The 19,905-nt window shown below is 72.8% G+C and carries 16 protein-coding genes; 11 read left to right on the top strand and 5 right to left on the bottom strand.

Going from position 1 to position 19,905, the window contains the following annotated elements:
- Positions 1-2: 2 nt before the first annotated feature.
- From ABZS40_RS02295 to ABZS40_RS02255, 9 genes are all read left to right on the top strand, one after another.
- Positions 3-1,433: an aldehyde dehydrogenase family protein gene (locus ABZS40_RS02295; RefSeq protein WP_354941006.1), complete on the top strand. Its 1,431-nt coding sequence runs from the start codon at positions 3-5 to the stop codon at positions 1,431-1,433.
- Positions 1,426-2,250, top strand: coding sequence for an aldehyde dehydrogenase family protein (locus ABZS40_RS02290; RefSeq protein WP_354941003.1), 825 nt, complete (start codon positions 1,426-1,428; stop codon positions 2,248-2,250). Before ABZS40_RS02295 ends, ABZS40_RS02290 begins: the two co-directional genes overlap by 8 nt.
- Before the next feature lie 139 nt (positions 2,251-2,389).
- Positions 2,390-2,860 carry a BlaI/MecI/CopY family transcriptional regulator gene (locus ABZS40_RS02285; protein ID WP_354941000.1) on the top strand — a complete coding sequence of 157 codons (471 nt, stop codon included), beginning with the start codon at positions 2,390-2,392 and terminating at the stop codon, positions 2,858-2,860.
- Positions 2,861-2,870: 10 nt separating this feature from the next.
- The gene (locus ABZS40_RS02280; RefSeq protein ID WP_112624284.1) at positions 2,871-3,776 is read left to right on the top strand and encodes a M56 family metallopeptidase; all 906 of its coding nucleotides are present in this window, start codon (positions 2,871-2,873) and stop codon (positions 3,774-3,776) included.
- Positions 3,777-4,048: 272 nt separating this feature from the next.
- Entirely contained in the window at positions 4,049-5,302 is a 1,254-nt protein-coding gene (locus tag ABZS40_RS02275; protein WP_354940997.1) for a cytochrome ubiquinol oxidase subunit I, read from the top strand.
- A 10-nt stretch (positions 5,303-5,312) separates the two neighbouring features.
- The gene (locus ABZS40_RS02270; RefSeq protein WP_354940994.1) at positions 5,313-6,320 is read left to right on the top strand and encodes a cytochrome d ubiquinol oxidase subunit II; all 1,008 of its coding nucleotides are present in this window, start codon (positions 5,313-5,315) and stop codon (positions 6,318-6,320) included.
- On the top strand, positions 6,317-7,993 hold the full coding sequence (cydD, locus tag ABZS40_RS02265) for a thiol reductant ABC exporter subunit CydD (RefSeq protein WP_354940991.1): 1,677 nt from the start codon (positions 6,317-6,319) through the stop codon (positions 7,991-7,993). The genes ABZS40_RS02270 and cydD overlap by 4 nt, the downstream gene beginning before the upstream one ends.
- Positions 7,990-9,777 (top strand): thiol reductant ABC exporter subunit CydC, encoded by a 1,788-nt coding sequence (gene cydC, locus ABZS40_RS02260; protein ID WP_354940988.1) that lies wholly within the window; start codon positions 7,990-7,992, stop codon positions 9,775-9,777. Before cydD ends, cydC begins: the two co-directional genes overlap by 4 nt.
- A gap of 68 nt (positions 9,778-9,845) precedes the next feature.
- On the top strand, positions 9,846-10,520 hold the full coding sequence (locus tag ABZS40_RS02255; protein ID WP_354940985.1) for a permease prefix domain 1-containing protein: 675 nt from the start codon (positions 9,846-9,848) through the stop codon (positions 10,518-10,520).
- Positions 10,521-10,541: 21 nt separating this feature from the next.
- Here the strand turns inward: ABZS40_RS02255 and ABZS40_RS02250 are convergent, their stop codons facing one another.
- On the bottom strand, positions 10,542-10,880 hold the full coding sequence (locus ABZS40_RS02250) for a helix-turn-helix transcriptional regulator (RefSeq protein WP_112680778.1): 339 nt from the start codon (positions 10,878-10,880) through the stop codon (positions 10,542-10,544).
- 160 nt (positions 10,881-11,040) lie between these two features.
- On the opposite strand from ABZS40_RS02250, the gene ABZS40_RS02245 reads away from it, so the two are divergent.
- Positions 11,041-11,988, top strand: coding sequence for a DNA primase (locus tag ABZS40_RS02245; protein ID WP_354940982.1), 948 nt, complete (start codon positions 11,041-11,043; stop codon positions 11,986-11,988).
- Positions 11,989-12,027: 39 nt separating this feature from the next.
- Positions 12,028-14,502, top strand: coding sequence for a transposase (locus tag ABZS40_RS02240; protein ID WP_354941578.1), 2,475 nt, complete (start codon positions 12,028-12,030; stop codon positions 14,500-14,502).
- A gap of 181 nt (positions 14,503-14,683) precedes the next feature.
- Here ABZS40_RS02240 and ABZS40_RS02235 read toward each other — a convergent pair whose 3' ends face one another.
- The 4 genes from ABZS40_RS02235 to ABZS40_RS02220 form a co-directional block, all read right to left on the bottom strand.
- Positions 14,684-15,277 carry an ATP/GTP-binding protein gene (locus tag ABZS40_RS02235; protein WP_007455465.1) on the bottom strand — a complete coding sequence of 198 codons (594 nt, stop codon included), beginning with the start codon at positions 15,275-15,277 and terminating at the stop codon, positions 14,684-14,686.
- A 1-nt stretch (position 15,278) separates the two neighbouring features.
- A complete protein-coding gene (locus tag ABZS40_RS02230; protein ID WP_124820399.1) occupies positions 15,279-15,653 on the bottom strand; it encodes a DUF742 domain-containing protein in 375 nt (124 codons plus the stop codon).
- A 98-nt stretch (positions 15,654-15,751) separates the two neighbouring features.
- On the bottom strand, positions 15,752-16,156 hold the full coding sequence (locus tag ABZS40_RS02225; protein WP_030329023.1) for a roadblock/LC7 domain-containing protein: 405 nt from the start codon (positions 16,154-16,156) through the stop codon (positions 15,752-15,754).
- Complete coding sequence (locus ABZS40_RS02220) at positions 16,153-19,734, bottom strand: nitrate- and nitrite sensing domain-containing protein (protein WP_354940979.1); 3,582 nt, start codon at positions 19,732-19,734, stop codon at positions 16,153-16,155. Before ABZS40_RS02220 ends, ABZS40_RS02225 begins: the two co-directional genes overlap by 4 nt.
- Between the last annotated feature and the right edge of the window lie 171 nt (positions 19,735-19,905).

Genomic DNA, 19,905 nt, shown 5'->3' with positions numbered 1-19,905 from the left:
CGATGTTCGAATACGCCCCCGCCCCCGAGTCCCGCTCGGTGGTGGACCTCAAACCCTCGTACGGGCTGTTCATCGACGGCACGTTCGTCGACCCGACCGACGGTGGCAGCTTCAAGTCCATCAACCCCGCCTCCGAGGAGGTGCTTGCCGAGGTCGCCGAGGCCGGTGCCCAGGACGTGGAACGCGCGGTCCGCGCCGCCCGGAAGGCGTACGACAAGGTCTGGGGCCCGATGTCGGGCCGGGACCGGGCGAAGTACCTGTACCGGATCGCCCGGCTCATCCAGGAGCGCTCCCGCGAGCTGGCCGTCCTGGAATCGCTGGACAACGGCAAGCCGATCCGCGAATCCCGCGACGTCGACCTGCCGCTGGTCGCGGCGCACTTCTTCTACTACGCGGGCTGGGCCGACAAGCTCGGTCATGCTGGCTTCGGCCCGAACCCGCGACCCGTCGGCGTGGCCGCACAGGTCATCCCGTGGAACTTCCCGCTGCTCATGCTGGCCTGGAAGATCGCCCCGGCGCTCGCCGCGGGCAACACCGTGGTGCTGAAGCCGGCCGAGACCACCCCGCTGACCGCGCTGCTCTTCGCCGAGATCTGCCAGCAGGCCGAGCTGCCCGCCGGTGTGGTCAACATCCTCACCGGCGCCGGCGACACCGGTCGCGCGCTGGTCGAGCACCCCGGCGTGGACAAGGTCGCGTTCACCGGCTCCACCGACGTCGGCCGGGCCATCGCCAGGTCGATCGCCGGCACCCGCAAGAAGCTCACCCTGGAGCTGGGCGGCAAGGCCGCCAACATCGTCTTCGACGACGCCCCCATCGACCAGGCGGTCGAGGGCATCGTCAACGGCATCTTCTTCAACCAGGGGCACGTCTGCTGCGCCGGCTCCCGACTGCTCATCCAGGAGAACGTGGCCGACCGGGTGCTGGAGTCGCTGAAGCGACGGATGGCCCAGCTCCGGGTCGGCGACCCGCTGGACAAGAACACCGACGTCGGCGCGATCAACTCGGCAGCCCAACTGGAGCGGATCCGCGAACTGTCCGACGCCGGCTCGGCCGAGGGCGCCGAGCGCTGGTCACCGCCGTGCGACCTGCCCGACCGGGGCTTCTGGTTCGCGCCGACCATCTTCACCGGTGTCACCCAGGCACACCGGATCGCCCGCGAGGAGATCTTCGGCCCGGTGCTGTCGGTGCTCACCTTCCGCACCCCGGCCGAGGCCGTGGAGAAGGCCAACAACACGCCGTACGGGCTGTCGGCCGGGATCTGGACCGACAAGGGCTCCCGGATCCTGTGGATGGCCGACCGGCTGCGCGCCGGCGTCGTCTGGGCCAACACCTTCAACAAGTTCGACCCCACCTCGCCGTTCGGTGGGTACAAGGAGTCGGGCTACGGTCGCGAGGGCGGCCGGCACGGGCTGGAGGGCTACCTCAATGTCTGAGCGGGTCGCGGTACGCAAGACGTACAAGCTCTTCATCGGCGGGAAGTTCCCGCGCAGCGAGTCGGGACGGTCGTATCTCGTGCAGTCCTCGAATGTGTCACTGGCCTCCCGCAAGGACGCCCGGGACGCGGTGGTCGCCGCCCGCGCCGCCGTCAAGGGCTGGGCCGGCGCGACCGCGTACAACAGGGGTCAGATCCTCTACCGGGCCGCCGAGATGCTGGAGGGCCGCCGCGAACAGTTCGTCGCCCTGGGCATCCCCGGCGACGAGGTGGACGCCGCTGTCGACCGCTGGGTCTGGTACGCCGGCTGGGCCGACAAGCTCGCCCAGGTGTACGGCGGCGCGAACCCGGTCGCCGGTCCGTACTTCAACATCTCCGCGCCCGAGCCGACCGGCGTGGTCGCTGTGGTCGCCCCGGAGCGCCCGGCCCTGCTCGGCCTGGTCAGCGTGATCGCCCCGGCGATCGTCACCGGCAACACGGTGGTGGTGGCGGCCTCCCCGAGCGAGCCGCTGGCGGCGGTGACGCTGGCCGAGGTGCTGGCCACCTCCGACCTGCCCGGCGGTGTGGTCAACATCCTCACCGGCGCGATCACCGAGACCGCGCCGACGTTGGCCGCGCACATGGACGTCAACGCGATCGACCTGACCGGGGTCACCGACGCCGCGTTCGCCACCGACCTGGAGGTCAAGGCGGCGGAGAACCTCAAGCGGGTGCTCCGACCGGCCCAGGCCGACCACGACTGGACCGGTGACCCGGGGGTGGCGCCGATGACCGCACTGTTGGAGACGAAGACGGTGTGGCACCCCAAGGGGGTGTGATCGTTCCCGGCCTTTGGGAATTTCGGGGGAGCCCCACCCGCTCCGGGCGGTCAGGCTTGATCCCTGCGCGGGCGGGCTCCCCCGGAAACCTGACGTGGGCCCGGCCCGTCGGGTCTACTACCGGGGGTAGGATTGGTTCGTGACTCGGTTGGGCGATCTTGAGCGTGCGGTGATGGACGTGCTGTGGGACGTGGTTCCCGGCACGTCGGACGGGGTGACCGTGCGCGAGGTGGCCGACGCGCTCGATGGCCGTGAGCTGGCGTACACCACAGTGATGACAGTGCTGGACCGGCTCGCCGGCAAGGGCATGGTGCAGCGGGAGCGCGAGGGCCGGGCCTGGCGGTACCGTCCGGCGGCCAGCCGCGAGGCGCACATCGCCCAACTCATGCTCGACGCCCTCGACCTGGGTGGCAGCCGGGACGCCGCGCTGGTGCGGTTCGCCCGCTCGGTGACCGGCACCGAGGCCGAGGTGCTGCGAGCAGCCCTGGGCAGCGAGGCCGGCCTGACCGGGCCGGGCTCCACCGGCGACGCGGGCGGGGCCGACACCCTGACCGATCGGGTGGACGGGCCGACGGGCCGACGACCCGCCGGCGAAGCAGCGGAGCGGTAGGGCGCACACCATGGCCTACGCCGTGCACTTCGCCGCCACGATGCTGGCCTGCTATCTGACCGCCCAGGTGTTGGCCCGCTCCACCTGGACGTGGCGCAGCCCCCGGGTGGCGATCGTCTGCTGGCAGGCCGTCGGGCTGGCGTTGGGCCTCTCGGCGATGGGCCTGCCGATGGCGCTCGGGCTGAGCGCGTACGACCGGCCGACAGGTAGCGCACTGCTCGCCCTGGCCAACGACCTCGCCCACGGCGCCCTGCCGATCGGGGTGGGCACGTTCCACCTGGCCGGCGTCGGCGTGGGCTTCGGCATCGGAGCGGTGCTGGTCACGACGACAGTGCGCAGCATCCACGGCACCGTACGCGCGCAGCGTCGCCACCGGGACCTGCTCTCCCTGGTCGCCCGGAACGACCCGGCCGCGCCGGGCGCGCTGGTGCTGGATCATCCGAGCGCCGCCGCGTACTGCCTGCCGGGCGTGAAGCCGCAGGTGGTGGTCAGCGCCGGCACCCTGAGCCTGCTGGACCGGGCCGAGCTGGCCGCGGTTCTCAGTCACGAGCGTGCGCACGCCCACGAGCGGCACGACCTGGTGCTGCTGCCGTTCACCGCGCTGTGCCGGGCGCTGCCGTGGTTCGGCTGGGTGCGCGACGCGCACGAGCGGGTCGCCCTGCTGGTCGAGATGCGCGCCGACGACAAGGCCCGCGAACTGCACGCCGAGGCCCCGCTGGCGGGGGCGCTACGCCGGTTCGCCGCCGCCGGGCACCGGATCACCCCGGCCGGCGCGCTCGGCATGGGCGACCGGGATCTTGACGTACGGGTGCAGCGCCTGCTGGTCAGCGACCGGCCGCCCCGGGTGCTGGGCGCCACCGCCCTCGCGGTCGCCACCACGCTGGTCGCCCTCCCGGTGACCCTCTTCCTGAGCTGACGCCCGTACGGCGCCACTGAGCCCAGGCGGGCACTACCGCGCGACATGCGCTGCCCCGCGCGCCCGCACCCCCTCGCAAGATCGCGCTCGATCCCGGATCGAGGGGCAACCCGGGGCCGCGAGGCCACTACATCCAGGATCGAGCGCGATCTCCCCCAGTTACTACATGACGTAGTAGAGTTGTCTACGACAGGGCGTAGTAGCTTCTACCGGTAGGCAAGCTACGTGTAGGGTGACTACGACAAGGCTGCCAACGCTATGGAGGGCTGGTCATGGACACCCTGCTCCTCGCCCGCCTGCAGTTCGCCACCACCACGTCGATCCACTTCCTGTTCGTCGTCGTCACGCTCGGGCTGGTCACCCTGCTGGTCGGCATGCAGACCGCCTGGGTGCTCACCGGCAACCCGAAGTGGGAGCGGCTGACCCGCTACTGGGGCCAGCTCTACGTGATCAACTACGTGCTCGGCATCGCCACCGGGATCGTGATGGAGTTCCAGTTCGGGCTGAACTGGAGTGGGCTGTCGCGCTACGTCGGCAATGTCTTCGGGGCGCCCCTGGCCATCGAGACGCTTGTGGCGTTCTTCCTGGAGTCCACGTTCCTCGGGATGTGGATCTTCGGCTGGCACCGGCTCGGCAAGCGCGTCCACCTCGCGCTGCTCTGGGGCGTGGCGATCACCGCGTACGCCTCGGCGTTCTGGATCATGGTGGCCAACTCCTGGCTCCAGAACCCGGTCGGGTACGAGGTCCGCGACGGGATCGCCCACCTCACCGACTTCGGCGCGCTGCTCACCAACCCCAGCCTCGGCATGGCCTTCGGGCACGTGGTCTCGGCGGCGCTGCTGGTCGGCGGGATGCTGATGGCGGCGGTCAGTGCCGGGCACCTGATCCGGCGTACCCCGGACTTCGCGCTCTTCCGCACCTCGCTGCGGATCGGCCTGGTCACCGCGGCACTGGCCATCACGATGGTGCAGGGCTTCGGTTTCGCCCAGTTCGGCCCGGTGGGCTCGGTGCAGCCGACCAAGTTCGGCGGCGACAGCCTGGAGAGCCAGGCGCTGATCGCCGAGTGGACCACCCGGTTCGGCCCCGGCGACTACACCCCTCCGGTGCTGGCCAGCGTCGGGTTGGGCTTCATGATCCTGATCGGCTTCACCCTCGGCTGCGTCTGGCTCCTGCTGCCCCTGCTCTTCCGGGACTGGATCATCCGACTGCGCTTCCCGCTCTGGCTGATCCTGCTCGCCCTGCCGCTGCCGTTCATCGCGGTGATCCTCGGCTGGATCTCCCGGGAGGTCGGCCGTCAACCCTGGGTGGCGTACGGGCTGCTTCCCACCGAGCAGGCCGTCTCCCCGGTCAGCGCACCGCTGATGCTCACCTCGCTGATCGGGTTCAGCCTGCTGCTGGGCACCCTCGCCGTCACCAACTGGGTGCTGCTCGCCCGGCACGCCCGGCGCGGCGCGGCCGACCCGGCGCTCGGCCGCCCACCGGCACCGCCCAGCGAGCCGGCCCACCCCGAACCCGCCCTCGTCTGAGGAGTAGACAGTGGACCTCGCCTGGTACGCCCTGCTCGGTCTCTTCTTCGCCAGCTACCTGGTGCTCGCCGGCTACGACTACGGCGTCGGGCTGCTGCTCGCCCGCGGCGTCGGCCCGGCCGGGCGGCGGGAGGCGCTCACCGCGCTCGGCCCGTTCTTCCTCGGCAACGAGGTCTGGCTGGTGGCCGCCATGGGCATCCTCTTCGGCGCGTTCCCCCTCCTGGAGGGCGAGTTGCTCGCCGGCTGCTATCCGGTCGTCGTCGGCGCCCTGGTCGGCGTCATCCTGGTCACCGTCGGGGTGCAGCTGCGCAGCCGACCCAGCCACGAGCGGATCCGTGCCCGCTGGGACCGCGTCGTGGTGATCGGTAGCGCCCTTGCCGCGCTGGGCTGGGGTGCGCTGCTCGCCGCGCTGTTGCAGGGCGTACCGCTGCAGGTCGACGGGCACGTCGCCGGGGTGACGCACCTGGCCACCCCCTTCGCGGCCGCCGCCGGGCTGGCCATGGTCACAGTGGTCGCCGTGCACGGGGCGACCTTTCTCACAGTGCGGCTGTCGGCCGAGGCCGCCGCCGCGGTCGGCCACACGGCCCGCCGGCTGGTCCCGGTGGCGCTCACAGCGGTCGCCCTGGCCACCGTCGTGGGCCTGCTCTCCGCCCGGGTACGCGACGCCGTGCAGCGGCCGGCGGTGGCCGTACTCCTGCCGGTGCTGCTCGTGGCGGCGCTGCTGGCGGCCCGCGCGGCGCTGACCCGGCGGCGGCCAGGGTGGGCTCTGGTCGCCACCGGCGCGGCCCTGGCGCTGCCGGTGGTGCTGGTCGGAGCCGCTCTCTGGCCCTACGTTCTGGTGTCCACGACCGACCCGGACGCCTCACTGCGGGTGGCCGACGCCGCCGCCAGCGCGCCGACACTGCGGCTACTGGGCTGGGTGGCGCTGCCGCTACTTCCGGCCCTACTAGGCTTCCAGGCGATGTGCTGGTGGGTTTTCCGAGGACGGACCGACGGTAGGGCACCGGTGTACTGGTGAGCCGCCGTCCGTTCGACAGGCGTCTGCTGCGCCGGGTCCCTGCGGCCCGGGGCGGTCTTGCCGTGCTCGCGCTCCTGGGGGTGCTGGCCGCCGGGTTGATCGTGGCGCAGGCCACCGCGCTCGCGTCGCTGCTGGCCACCGCGATCGACGGCCGGCTTGATCGACCGGCGCTGGCCGGCTTCGTGGTCGCGGTCGCCGCCCGCTCGGCAGTGGTCTGGGCACAGGGCACGGTCTCGGCGCGGGTCGCCGCCACGGTCAAGGCCACGCTGCGGGCCGACCTGCTCGGCGCTGTGGGCCGGCACGGGCCCGGCTGGGTGGCCGGGCAGCGGGCCGGTGAGATCGCCACCCTGGCCGGGCGTGGGTTGGACGCGCTGGACGCATACTTCACCGGCTACCTGCCGCAACTGGTGCTCAGCGTGACGGTGCCCCTGGCGGTGCTGGCGCGGGTCGTCTTCGCCGACTGGAGTTCAGCGGTGATCATCGCGCTGACCCTGCCGCTGATCCCGGTCTTCGGAGCGCTGCTCGGCTGGCAGGCGCAGGCCGCCACCGAACGGCAGTGGCGGCGGCTCGCACTGCTCGGCGGGCACTTCCTGGACATGGTCGCCGGGCTGCCCACCCTGCGCGCGTTCGGGCGGGCCCGTGCGCAGACCGACGTGGTGCGCCGGATGGCCGACGGTCACCGCGTCGCCACCATGAAGACGCTGCGGATCGCGTTCCTCTCCGCGCTGGTCCTCGAGTTGGTCGCCACCCTCTCGGTGGCGCTGGTCGCGGTGCCGGTCGGCATCCGCCTGCTCGGCGGCGGGCTGGCCCTGCAGACCGCGCTGCTGGTGCTGCTGCTGACCCCGGAGGCGTACCTGCCGCTGCGGGCCGCCGGCAGCCGCTTCCACGCCAGCATGGAAGGGCTGGCCGCGCTGGACGAGGCGTTGACCGTCTCCGCCGCACCCACCGCGCCCCGGGCCGCCGAGGGCGCCGCCGTCCCGGACGCGCGGGCCGAGATCCGGTTCGAGGGGGTGACAGTGGCGTACGAGCGGACCACAGCGCTGCGCGACGTGACACTGACCATCCGGCCCGGTGAGCGGATCGCCATCATCGGGCCCAGCGGCGCCGGCAAGAGCACCCTGCTCGGCCTGCTGCTGGGCTTCGTGGTGCCGACCAGCGGCCGGATCACCGTGGACGGGGTCGACCTCGCCACCGCCGACCCGGACGCCTGGCGTCGGCAGCTCGCCTGGGTGCCGCAGCGGGCGCACCTCTTCGCCGCCTCGCTGGCCGACAACATCCGCCTCGGCGCGCCGGACACCCCGGCCGACGCACTCACCGCCGCTGTGCACAACGCCGCCCTGGACGACGTGGTGGCCGGCCTGCCCGACGGGCTGGACACAGTGCTCGGCGAGCGCGGTCACGGCCTGTCCAGCGGGCAGCGGCAGCGGGTGGCACTGGCCCGGGCGTTCCTGCGTGCCGCACCGGTGGTCCTGCTCGACGAACCCACCGCCCGACTCGACACGGCGGCCGAGGCGGTGGTGCTCGACGCCACCCGTCGCCTGGTCGCCGGGCGGACGGCGCTGCTGGTCGCGCACCGACCGGCGTTGCTGGCCGACGCCGACCGGATCCTGCGTATCGAGGACGGTCGGGTCACCGAGTTGACGCCCGAACCGACCGGGAAGGCCACCCGATGACCGGGGATGAGGGGCCGGCGGTGGCCGACGCGGCACCGGCCGGGCGGGCTGCGGCCGAGCGGGCCGTGCTGCGACTGGCCCGGCCGTACCTGGGCCGCCTGGTCGGAGCCGGGCTGCTGGCGGCCGCCACCGAGTTCGCCGGGCTCGCCCTGATGGCCACCGCCACCTGGCTGCTGATGAGCGCCGCCGGTCAGCCTCCGCTGGACCGCCTCACAGTGGCGATCGTCGCGGTCCGGGCGCTGGCGATCAGCCGGGGCGTGTTCCGCTACACCGAACGGCTCGCCGGGCACGACGCGGTGCTCCGCATGATCACCGACGTCCGGGCCCGGGTCTTCGCCACCCTGGCGGCCCGCCGCAGCACGGCGCACCGCTCGGGGGACGTGCTGAGTCGCCTGGTCTCCGACGTGGAGGCCGTCCAGGACCTGTTGCTGCGGGTGCTGGTGCCCGCTTCGGCGGCGGCAGTGGTCGGTGTGTCGGCGGTCGCCGTGGCGGCGCTGATCTCACCGCCGGCCGCCGGCGCGCTCGCCGTCGGGCTGCTGGTCGCCGGGGTGGCGCTGCCCGCGTTGGCCACCGCTGTCACCCGCCGCAGCGCGGCCGAGGTGGCCCCCCTGCGGGGCGCGCTGGCCTCCGACGCGATCGACCTCACCCACGGCGCCGCCGACCTGGCCGCGTTCGGGGCGACCGACGTCACGCTGCGCGCCGCCGAGCAGCGCGCCCACCGGCTGGCCCGGCTGGAACGTCGACTGGCCGCCACCGGGTTCGCCGTGGACGCGGCCGGCGTGCTGGCCGCCGGCGTGACCGCCGCAGCTGTGGTGCTGGTCGCGCTCGCCGCCGACGTGCCGGGGGTGCTGGTGGGCGTCCTGGCCGTCGGCACACTGGCCGCCGTCGAGGTGACGCTGGCGTTGGTCGCGGCGGCCCGGCAGTGGACGCAGCTGCGGCCCGGCCTGACCCGGGTGGCCGACCTGCTCGACACCGACGCGCCGACCGCGCCACCTGCGACCGGGCCAACGGACCTGACCGGTCCGCACGAGCTGCGCTTCGTCGACGTGACAGTGCGGTACCGGGCCGGTGCGGCGCCCGCCCTGGACGGGGTCAGCCTGGACCTGCCGGCGGGACGCCGGATCGCTGTCGTCGGCCCGAGCGGCGCCGGCAAGAGCACAGTGGCCGCCGTGCTGACCGGCACCGTCCGGCCCGCGTCCGGCCGGGTCACCCTGGACGGTCACGACCTCTCGACGTACGCCGAGGAGGCGCTTCCCCGCGCGGTCGGCGGGCTGCTGGCCGAGGCGTACGTCTTCCATGCCACGGTGCGGGAGAACCTGCTGCTCGGGGGGGCAGCGGCGGGCGAGGAGGAGCTGACCGCCGCCACCGCCGCCGCCGGCCTGCTGGACTGGGTCCGCGCCCAGCCGGCGGGCTGGGACACGCTGGTCGGCGAGGAGGGCGGGCAGCTCTCCGGCGGGCAACGGCAGCGGCTGGCGCTCGCCCGTGCCCTGCTCGCCGCGCCGCCGGTGCTGGTGCTCGACGAGCCCACCGAAGGTCTGGACCCGACCGCCGCGGACGCGGTGCTCGCGTCCGCCCTCGCCGCCACCCCCGCCGGGCACTCGGTGCTGCTGATCAGCCACCGGCTCAGCGGGCTGGCCGAGCTGGACGAGATCGTGGTCCTGGACGGCGGCCGGGTGATCCAGCGCGGGCGGCACGCCGAGTTGGTCGCGGCCCCGGGCTGGTACCGGGACCAGTGGCTGCTCCAGGCCGCCGCCGAACGGGGTTACCTGGCGCTCGCTCCCTGACCCGACTCGGGGGCGGACCAGGGTTCTCCCGGACGTCGACCGGCGGGATTCCGTGGCACTGTGGTGCCATGGCGCGCGGTGAGGACGTGATGGTCGACGAGCACCTGCGGGAGCTGGCTGCTCGGTTGCAGGGGCCGGCGCGACTCAAGTCCGACCTGCTGACCGAGGCCCGGCACGGGTTGCTGGACGCCGTCGAGGCGTACCGCGAGAGCGGGGTGCCACCCACCGAGGCGCAGCGCCGGGCGGTGGTGGAGTTCGGCTCACCGGCGCAGGTGCTCCCGTCCTGGCAGGCCGAGCTGGCGGTGGGCGCCCTGCGTGGGCTCTCCCTGCGGATGCTGGCGATCGCCGGGGTGGGGGTGGTCGCCGGTGATCTGACCTGGCGGGGGTCGAGCTGGAGTGGCGGCCCACGTCCCCCGGCCGGCTACCTGCTGCTCTCCAACTCGGTCGACTGGATCTGGATGAGCGCGTTGCTGCTCTCGGTGGCCGGTCTGCTGGTGGTCTGGGCGAGCGCGCGGGCGCCCCGGCCGGGCCTGGCGCTGGCCCAACGTGCGGTGGGCACCGGCCTGACCGGCGTCCTGATCCTCGGCATGGTGGCCGGCAGCGCCCTCTTCACCTGGTCGCTGAACCTCTGGGACGCGGCGGCACACTGGCCCCCGATGATCATCGGAGCGGTGTTGGTGGGCGGCGGATACTTCTCGCTGACCCGCGCGGCGCGCGGCTGGCTGCTCGCCACCACCCGCTGACCGGCGGCGGATCCGAGCGGGTCAGGCCGGGGTGGGCGGGCTGCCGGGGTCGAGGAACCGGCCGACGGTCAGTTGGAACTCGCGCCAACCGGCCCGCTCCCCGGCCAGGGCCCGCCGGCCGGAGTCGGTGAGCTGGTACGTCCGCCGTTCCCGGCCGCTGACAGTGCTCCAGGTGCTCGCCACGTGACCGGCGCGTTCCAGGCGACGGAGCGCCGGATAGATGGTGCCGGTGGGCAGATCCAGATTGCCGTCACTGCGGGCGCGCAGCGCCTCGATGATCGCGTAGCCGTGCAGCGCGCCCTGTTCGAGCACGGCGAGCAGCAGAGCGTCGAGATGGCCGTGCAGCGCCTGGGCCTTCATGCGTAGCTACGCTACTTGTCGAACCGCCGCTTCGCCAGCGGTGACGACCAGCAGGTCGGACCCGTGCGCCAACCGGCCACCGGGGTGCGGGCATCGGTCACCCAGGGCCGCCGACTAGGGTATGTGCCCAGAGTCACTCGCCGGTCAGAGACCCCGGTGGGTGGGCAACCCGAAGCACACGGAGGTCAGCGTGGCCCGCCAGTCGCCCCAACGGCCCGACGCCGACGAGCCCGCGCTCGACGACACCACCGGCGCGGCCGAGCCAGACGAGACCGAGATCGACCGCCCGACGGCGTCGATCGACCGTTCACTCTGGGACGAGCTGCGCATCGACCCAGTGGAGATCGCCCTGCCCGCCGGCACCGGCTTCACGCTCCGGGCGTACCGACCGGCCAGCTCGCTGACCCCGACCGACGTGACCGAGCGCGACCAGGACGACCCGTTCCTCGCCCGCCGCCAGGCGATCGAGGAGGAGGAGGACGACGAGACCGTCGTCATCCTCGACGAGGAGCTGGCCCAGGAGTTCGCCGAGGACGACGACGAGTCGAAGCGCCGCCGGGACGGCGCCGACACCGACACCGACGAGGAGTCGGACGAGGCCGTCACGGACGAGGCGGACGACGAGGAGGTGCCGGTCTTCCTCAGCAACCGAGGCAAGCTGCTGCTGTTCAAGACCCCCGAGTCGCTTGTCAGTTTCATCCGATCCGGTGCGCCCAACGATCTGTCCCAACTGGACAGCTGGAATGAATTGTCCGAACGGGTGGAGCCGGCAGATATCGCTCCGCTCGAGGAGGACACCTACGAGCTCGACCTGGTCGTGGAGAACCTGCGCGGCGGGCACGACACGTGGGATTCGACCCTGCTGATCGAGGCGGGCGAGGCCGCACGTGACCTCTCGTACGCATTGCGGCTGCCTGCGGTACTCGACATGCTCTCCGCCGGCTCCAGCCTCGACGACCTGGACGAGGCGCTGCGTGCCACCGCCAACGGTGGGATCGGCGCGTTCATGGGTCGGCGACGGCTGAAGAAGATCGGTGCGCAGACCGCAAGTTTGGGTTGGCGCACCATTGTCGGCAAGATCTCTGCGGTGGTGGACTGGCGCGACTGACCCGTACCGGGGAGCATCAGTTGCTGGCAGAGGAAAGACCTGTCCCGGGAGGAGGACGACGCCGTGGCGCTCGTGCGCGTTTACTGCGGTCTGGCCTCGGTGGATCCGGCTGACCGACCGGCCTCCGCCGGTTCGACGCTGACGTCCGCTGTGGTCGACGACGCAGGCCGTCTGCTGCATGTCTGCGAGATCAGCGATGACGCCGCTGGCTACGCCCAGCTCGTCGCGCTGCTCGTGGAGCGGTCGGGCGGGCCGAGCGGTGCGGCCATCGCCGCCGACAGCGACGACCACACGGTCATCTCGCTGCTGAGCGCGGCGGGGCGACCCCTGGCGATCGCCGACGACGACTCGGTGGACGACTTCGCCGAGCGGTTCGCCGACGACGACTCTCTTGAGGAGATGCAGTCGCCTCCGGCCGAACGACGGGCGGTCGGCCTCGCCCGCGCGTTGCAGGCGGGGGCACTCTCCGCCGTCACCCTGCCGGCACCCCGGGACCTCGCCGGCTACAAGCAGGTGCTCTCCGCGCACGCCGCTCTGGCCAGTGGGCGGCACTCCGCCGCCGTGGCGCTGCGCGAGGTTCTGCGGGAGCTCTACCCGGCGGCCCTGCGCGCCTACCCGGACCCGGCCGAACCGGTCTCTCTGGCCGTGCTGGACGCCCTGCCCGAGCCGGGCATGCTCGGTGGCACGGTGGCCCGGGGCCGCGAGGTTTCGGTCGCGGCGGATGCCATCGCCGCGCACCTCGCCGCAGACGGGGTCGCCGACGCCGAGGAGATCAACGAGGCGGTCACCGCCCTGCGGGTCGCCATCTCCGAGACGCCCCGACGGGCCGCGGTCAACCGGGCGCTCACGTCCGCGGTGGCCGAGACGGTCCGCCAGGCCGTCGCCTCCGTACGGGCCTGCGACGCCGGGTGTGAGGCGCTGGTCAGCGCGCTCAGCTCACGGGTCAGCACGCCCGTCCAGGCACCCGGCCGCCGGGCTGCGGCCCGCCGTGGCGAGTCCGTCGGCGAGTTGACCGGCCTGGCCGGCACCAACGCCGGGATGACCGGCCTGGCCGGCACCAACGCCGGGATGACCGGCCTCGTCGGCGCCAACGCCGGCTTGCGGTCGGTCCGACCCACCCCGCCGGCCGCCGACCCGGCACCCGCTGCCGGGCGGCGCAGCCGTCCCGAGCCGGTCCCCGGTAACGCGCCGTTGGCGTCGCCCCGCCCGCTCGGGCCACCGCCGGTCGCCCCGGCGCCGGTCATGCCGCCACCGGTCGCACCCGCGCCGATGACGCCAGCGGCGATGGCTGGTCCGCCGGCCTCCACGCTGCCCAGTCGCAGCGAACCACTTCCCAGCCGGATCGACGGCCCGACCAACCGGCCCGTCTCCTCGCCGCCGCCTCCGCCGCCCGGGATCACCCCGATCGCGCCGGCACAGCGGGGCATGGTGCCTCCGGCCGAGGCCGGCGAGCCCTTCCGCCCGACGCTGACGACTGCCGCGATCAACAACGCGCGGGCCGAACGGCAGCGGACGGTCATTCCGCCCCGCCCCAAGACCAACGGCGAGCCCCGGCCGAGCCACCTGCAACGCCCGGTCGACGAGCCACCTACCGGCGGGTTCAGCGCCACCGATCTCAGCATTCCGGTGCCGACCCCCCGACCCGGGCAGGAGGCCGCACCGCCCGGCTCCCGTGCCAACTGGCCGCTGGTCAACAACCCGGAGGACCCGTCCGACAGCTCACCGAACAACCCGGTGGCCTACTCGTACGGCGGCAGCCGCGGTGTCGACGCCCCGACCGACCCAGGCCGGGCCGACGGTCGGGTCACCCCGCCGTGGTTGGCGGACGACCTGCCACCGGAGCCGCCGATGCTGCGGCTGGTGGAGCCGCCGCCGCTGGCCGACCGGGCGCTGCGCGAGGGGCTCAACCCTCCCGCGGACCAGCACCTGGAGACGCCACCGCTGCGCCTGGTCGACCGCGAGCAGGCCGCTCGCAACGGTCGCGCGGCCGCCCGCACCGAGCGTGCCGCCGAGCACCGGCCGGCGCCCCCGGTCGAGCACCGGCCACCGCCGATGGAGCACCGGCCGCCGCCGGTCGCCGACGAGGGCGACGGCGATCTGCTGATCTTCGCGCAGGCCAAGTCGGCCTGGTTCGTCGGGCAGGCCGAGGAGTCCGACCTGGACTGGTCGACCACGGCCGACACCGGCTGGCAGGCCGCCGAGCAGGCCGCCCGCCCGGCGGTGGGCGCCGAGACCAACGCCGGGCTGCCGAAGCGCGTGCCGCAGGCCAACCTGGTGCCGGGTTCGCCGCTGCGCGAGGAGCGCCCATTGCGGATAGTGCGTGATGCGGCAAGCCTCGCGGAGAACACGACCGGCTACTTCCGTGGCTGGCGTCGCGGCCAGGAGATCGGCGGTTTCGCGGTGGGTGGTCGGCCCGGTCGTGAGGCGGCCGGCGGCTGGGACTTCAGCCGCGACCACGGGGACCGCGACGACGACCGGGAGTACGAGTACCGCTCGGCGGGCTACCAGTCCTGATCCTTGTGCATACGTGAGAGCGCCCTCAGTCAGTTGACTGAGGGCGCTCTCACGTATGCGGCAGCTTCCACGATCGTCCAGGAGGCGGCGTGACGGACGCGCTGGCGTACGACGGCGCAGCGGGCATGGTGCTACGCCCGGTGGCGGCCGGAGCCACCACCGGGGCGTGCGGCGTCCCGGATCAGGCCGGGGCGACGGCGCGCGTACGGCGCATGGTCAGCACGTACTCGACCAGCGAGATCAGCACGTGCTTCGTCGACTCCCGGTTACGGGCGTCGCAGGCCACCACCGGCACGTCGCTCGAGATCGCCAAGGCGTCCCGGACGTCCTGCGGGTCGTGGTACTGCATCCCGTCGAAGCAGTTGATCGCCACCAGGTACGGCAGGCGTCGGTGCTCGAAGAAGTCGATCGCCGCGAAGCAGTCGGCCAGCCGGCGAGTGTCCACCAGCACGACCGCACCGATCGCGCCCCGCACCAGTTCGTCCCACATGAACCAGAAACGGGTCTGACCCGGCGTACCGAACAGGTACAGGATCAGGTCACGGTCGATCGAGATCCGGCCGAAGTCCATGGCCACCGTGGTCGTCGTCTTGCCCGGCACCTGCCGGGTGTCGTCGACGCCCACGCCAGCGGAGGTCATGATGGCCTCGGTGGTCAGCGGCGTGATCTCCGAGACCGAGCCGACCAGCGTCGTCTTACCGACGCCGAATCCACCGGCAATAACGATCTTCGCCGACGTCACGCGGCCGCTCGGGTTCGGCGGGCGGTGCGACATGTCAGAGCCTGCGAAGTCCACTCAGCACCCTCTCCAGCAGTTCAGTGCCCACCGCGTCGTCGGAGTCGTCCAAAATGGTCGGCTCGTGGACCGCGACCAGGCCGTCCGTCGCCATGTCGGCGATGAGCACCCGGGCCACACCGAGCGGGAGCTGCATCCGCGCCGCGATCTCTGCGAGCGATTGCACGCGTCCGTCACACAGCGCGGCGATGTACTGGTGTTCGCGGCCACCACCGTTGCCATTGGCAGCGGTACGGCCGCGCACCGTCGTCTCGACGAGCGCCTCCAGCGCGATGTCGAGCCGGGGACGGGTGCGACCACGGGTCACGGCGTATGGACGGACCAACGCTCCGGTCGGTTCGTCACGATCGGCCATCTCGCCGCTCACCTCCTTCGCACCCGTTACCGGCTCCCACCGGTGAAACCCGTCGTTGTCGTTGTTGCAGTCGCGCCGACCCCACGATCGGCGAAACGTCAGCCCAGCATGCCCGCAGCCGCACGCGGCTGCGGGGTCAGCGCGTCGCCCACCCGGTCGACCAGCAGCGCCATCTCGTAGCCAACCTGGCCCACGTCGGAGCTGCGGGCTGCCAGCACGGCGAAGGAGGAGCCGTCCGAGATGGACATCAGGAACAGGAAGCCATTGTCCATCTCCACGACGGTCTGCAACACCGCGCCTCCCTCGAAGCAGCGTGCTGCCCCCTGGGTCAGGCTGACCAGACCCGATGAGATCGCGGCGAGCTGGTCTGCCCGGTCGCGCGGCAGATCCCGTGACGACGCGAGGAGTAGGCCGTCCGCCGATACGGCGACCGCGTGCGCGACGCCGGGCACCCGGTCGGCGAAGTTGGCCAGCAGCCAACCAAGATCCTGCGTAGTTGTCATCCTTCTTGCTCCTTCTGCCCGCTCCCGGCCACCGGGCCTGAGCCAGACTGCGAGGATTGCCCTCCCGGAGTCGCCTCCGGGCTGGTCGGGTTGTCCGAGGTGCTACGCCCTCGCTGCACGCCCCGGTGGTAGGCGGAGAGCAGGCCACGAACCGCCTCCGGGGAGCGCCGCTGGACCGAGGTGGTGGGCTTCTCTACCGCACCGGGCACCAGCTGCGCCATCGGCTTGCGCTTCGGCAGACCGGTCGTGGTCGTCTCGCTCACCGGCGTCGCGCCGGCCGCGGCGGTGGCAGCACGCCAGCCGTCGTCGGCGGCGGTCTGCCAGCCGTTGCTCTGCGGTTGGGGCCGGCGGTTCGGCAGGCTCTCGGCGAGGCTGGGGCGGGTGCCCTCGCTCGCTGTGGAGCCGTTGTCCCGCGGCGCTCCTCCGACCGTCGGAGTGTCTGCCATCGGTGTGTTACCTGTCGTCCCGGGTGGTGTCTTGTGGACTGCCCGACCGGTGGCCTCGACCGTGGCGAACTGCTGGGTCGCGGAGTCGCCGTTCGTCACTGGCTGTGCGCCGGTCGCGGTCTCCTCGGAGCCCGGACGACGGGTACGGAACCAGGCCGACTCGAGCTCCCGGAAGATCGGCAGCTCCATCGTCTCATCCGCGTACCGCTGACGGTTCTGAGCCTGCGGCTGCTGCGGAGCCGGCCGAGCCTGCGGAGCCGGCCGAGCCGGAGCCGCCGCTGCGGCCGGAGTCGGCGCGGGAGCCGGAGGCTGGGCCGCGGCCGGCTGCTCGCCCGGTCGCGGCACCCGCGGCAGCTCCGTGGTCATGTCCAGCGCGGCGGCGAGCCGCTCGGGCACCGGCGGAGTGGCCGTGTCCCGCTCGCTACCCGGCACTGGCGGCCAGGCCGGCGGCGCCGGGGCGCTGGGTGCCTGCGCGGGCGGGGCGGATCGGGGCGCGAAGCCGCTGAACGACTGGCCGGAGGCCGGCGGCGCCGAGTACGGCTGGTTCGAGTACGGCTGCCCGGAGGCCGGGACGGCGGACACCGGTGCGCCGCCGTACGGCGCACCCGAGTAGGGCTGCCCGGAGTACGGCTGGCCGGAGTAGGGCTGGCCGGAGGCCGGCGAGGCGGAGACCGGCGCGCCGGAGTAGGGCTGCGCGGAGACCGGCGGCGCCGAGTACGGGTGCGCCTCGGGGCTGCTCGGCAGCTGACGCGGGATGGACGGCTGCTGGCCGGTGGTCGGGGTCTCGTCCCCGGCCCGGCGCTGCGGCAGCGGGTCGTTCCCCGGGCCGTTGGCCGACCGGGGCGTGAACCCGTCGCCACCGTTGACGCCGTTCGACCCGGCCGCGCCGGTCAGATCGGACCAGGCCGGCATCGACCGGTACGCGCCACCGTTGGCGGGGGCGCCGGCACCGTTGCGCGTCGCGGGGTCGAACGGGCGACCGCCCAGGGTGACCTGGTTGCCGGACTCGCTCGGGCGAGGGCCGTTGCCCAGCGCGGGCAGCGCGCCGAACACCGGCGCGGGCCCACCGGACTGCGGACCACCGAACTGGGGAGCACCGGCCGCCGGCAGAGCCGGAGGCTGCTGCACCCGACCGGACAGCGCCCGGGGCACCAACACCGAGGTGGGCAGGGTCACGTCGGCGACAGTGCCGCGATCGTTGCCGGGGCGCAGTTCGACCCGGACACCGTGCCGGGACGCCAGCCGGGCGACCACGACCAGGCCCATCATCCGGGACACGGCCACGTCCACCTGCGGCGGCGTCGCGAGCCGCTCGTTGAGGTCGTGCAACTGCTCGGCGCTGATGCCGATGCCGCGGTCCTCGACGTACAGCGAGGAGCGGTCGCCGACCCGGCGAGCCTCGACCATGACCTGCGAGTCGGGCGGAGAGAACGCTGTGGCGTTGTCGAACAGCTCCGCGACGAGGTGCACCAGGTCGTTGACCGCGTGCGCGGCGACCTCGATGTCGCGGTCGATGACACCGAACTCGATCCGGGTGTAGTGCTCGACCTCGGACTGCGCGGCGCGCAGCACGTCGATGAGAGCGGCCGGCTCACGCTGCACACGGGTGGAGTCGGCACCGGCGAGCACCAGCAGGTTCTCGTCGTTACGGCGCATCCGGGTGGCCAGGTGGTCGAGCTGGAACAGCTCGGCCAGCCGGTCCGGGTCCTCTTCGCCGCGCTCCAGCCGGTCGAGGTGCCCGATGAGGCGGTCGACCAGGATCTGGGAACGGCGCGCCAGGTTGACGAACATGGTCGCGACGGAGGCGCGCAGTGCCGCCTGCTCGGCGGCCGTGCGGACGGCTTCCAGGTGGACGGCGTTGAACGCCTCGGTCACCTGGCCGAACTCGTCCTTGCTGCGCACCGGAAGCGGTTCGGCGATCTGGTTGGCCAGCTGCACCGGCGAGAGCTGCCCGACGACCTGCGGGTCGCGCAGTCGGGCCACCGCCTGTGGCAGGCCGTACTGGGCCACGGAGAGCGCGCCCTGCCGCAGCTCACGCAGTGAGCGGGCCATCGAGCGGGCCACCAGGTAGGCGAAGAGGATGGCCAGCAGCAGCATGCTGAGCAGCAGGCCGGTCTCCAGGAAGACCTGGCGCTGGACGTCCGAGCGGAGCGTGTCGGCCTGGTTGACCACTTCACTGTCGAGCTTCGTCTCGACGGCGCGGATCAGCTTGGCGTTGGCCGTCATGGCGGCTTCCCACTGGTCCGGGCCGAACGGCGCACCGCGCATGTTGCCGGTGGTGTTGCCGTCGATCCAGCCGGTGTAGTTCTGTGCCTGCCGGCGGTCGCCGCCCGCGACCGTCTGGTCGTGGAACTTGGCGTCGTCCGGGGTGGCGACGGCCTTGAAGCTCTGCAGGGCCTGCTGCTGGCCGGTGTCACTGGCGACGTAGTCCCTGCGCAGTGCCGGGGTCAGGCGTTGCCCGCCCTTCACCCCCAGCGCGCGGTGCACCACGACCCGGCGTACGGCGAGGAACTCCTTCTCCCGGGCGACTGCCGCGGCGGCGCGCATCCGGTCGCTCAGCTGGTTGTCACCGGCGAGCTGGGTGGACGAGTCGCGGATGGCGAGCAGGTCGGTGATCAGACCCTCGTACGCCTGCACGGTCTCGGTGAGCGCGAGCTTTCCGTTGAACACCTGACTGCGGACGCCCGACAGGTCCTGGAGGTTCTGGTCGATGCCGTCGAGCAGACTCTCCAGGCTGCTCGGCAGGTCCTCGATCTCGGTCCGCTGCTGCCGGTAGGGCGCCGCTGCCTGGTCCACCCGGGAGTTCACCCGGTTGTAGGCCTCCTGGTACTGCGCCGTCGGCTGCGTCCCGTCCGCACCCAGCAGCAGCACGGCGGCGGTCCGCTCGTCCTGGAGGGTGTCGACCAGGTCACCTGAATAGCTCGACAGGTTGGCCAGGTCGCCAGCTCGGTTGGCATTGTTGAGCGTCTCCACGTGGTCGACAAGACCACTGGTGCCCACCACGACCGTGGCGATGGTCGGCACGATCATGATGAGACCGAGCTTGGACCAGATCGGCATGTCCCGGAGCCGGCTGGCCGGCCGGCGCAGCCGCGACAGGAAGGAGCCCGCCGTCTTTGGCCGTTTGCTCACGTCACCGCCCTCGCGATTACAGCTTGAACGCGTTGCCCCGGGCAACGCCCAGCGACCGACCCGGCGGGTCGGACCCCCGAGATTCCATCACGCCGGTCGACAAGAAGAAAGCCCAGGTTGTCCCCAACCGAAGGTGTGATGAGATGTTGATGCGATTTGATAGCAGTCTGT

The organism is Micromonospora sp. NPDC005324 (genome assembly GCF_040607155.1).
GTDB lineage: Bacteria > Actinomycetota > Actinomycetes > Mycobacteriales > Micromonosporaceae > Micromonospora > Micromonospora trifolii.
This window is presented reverse-complemented; position numbering and strand designations above follow the sequence as displayed.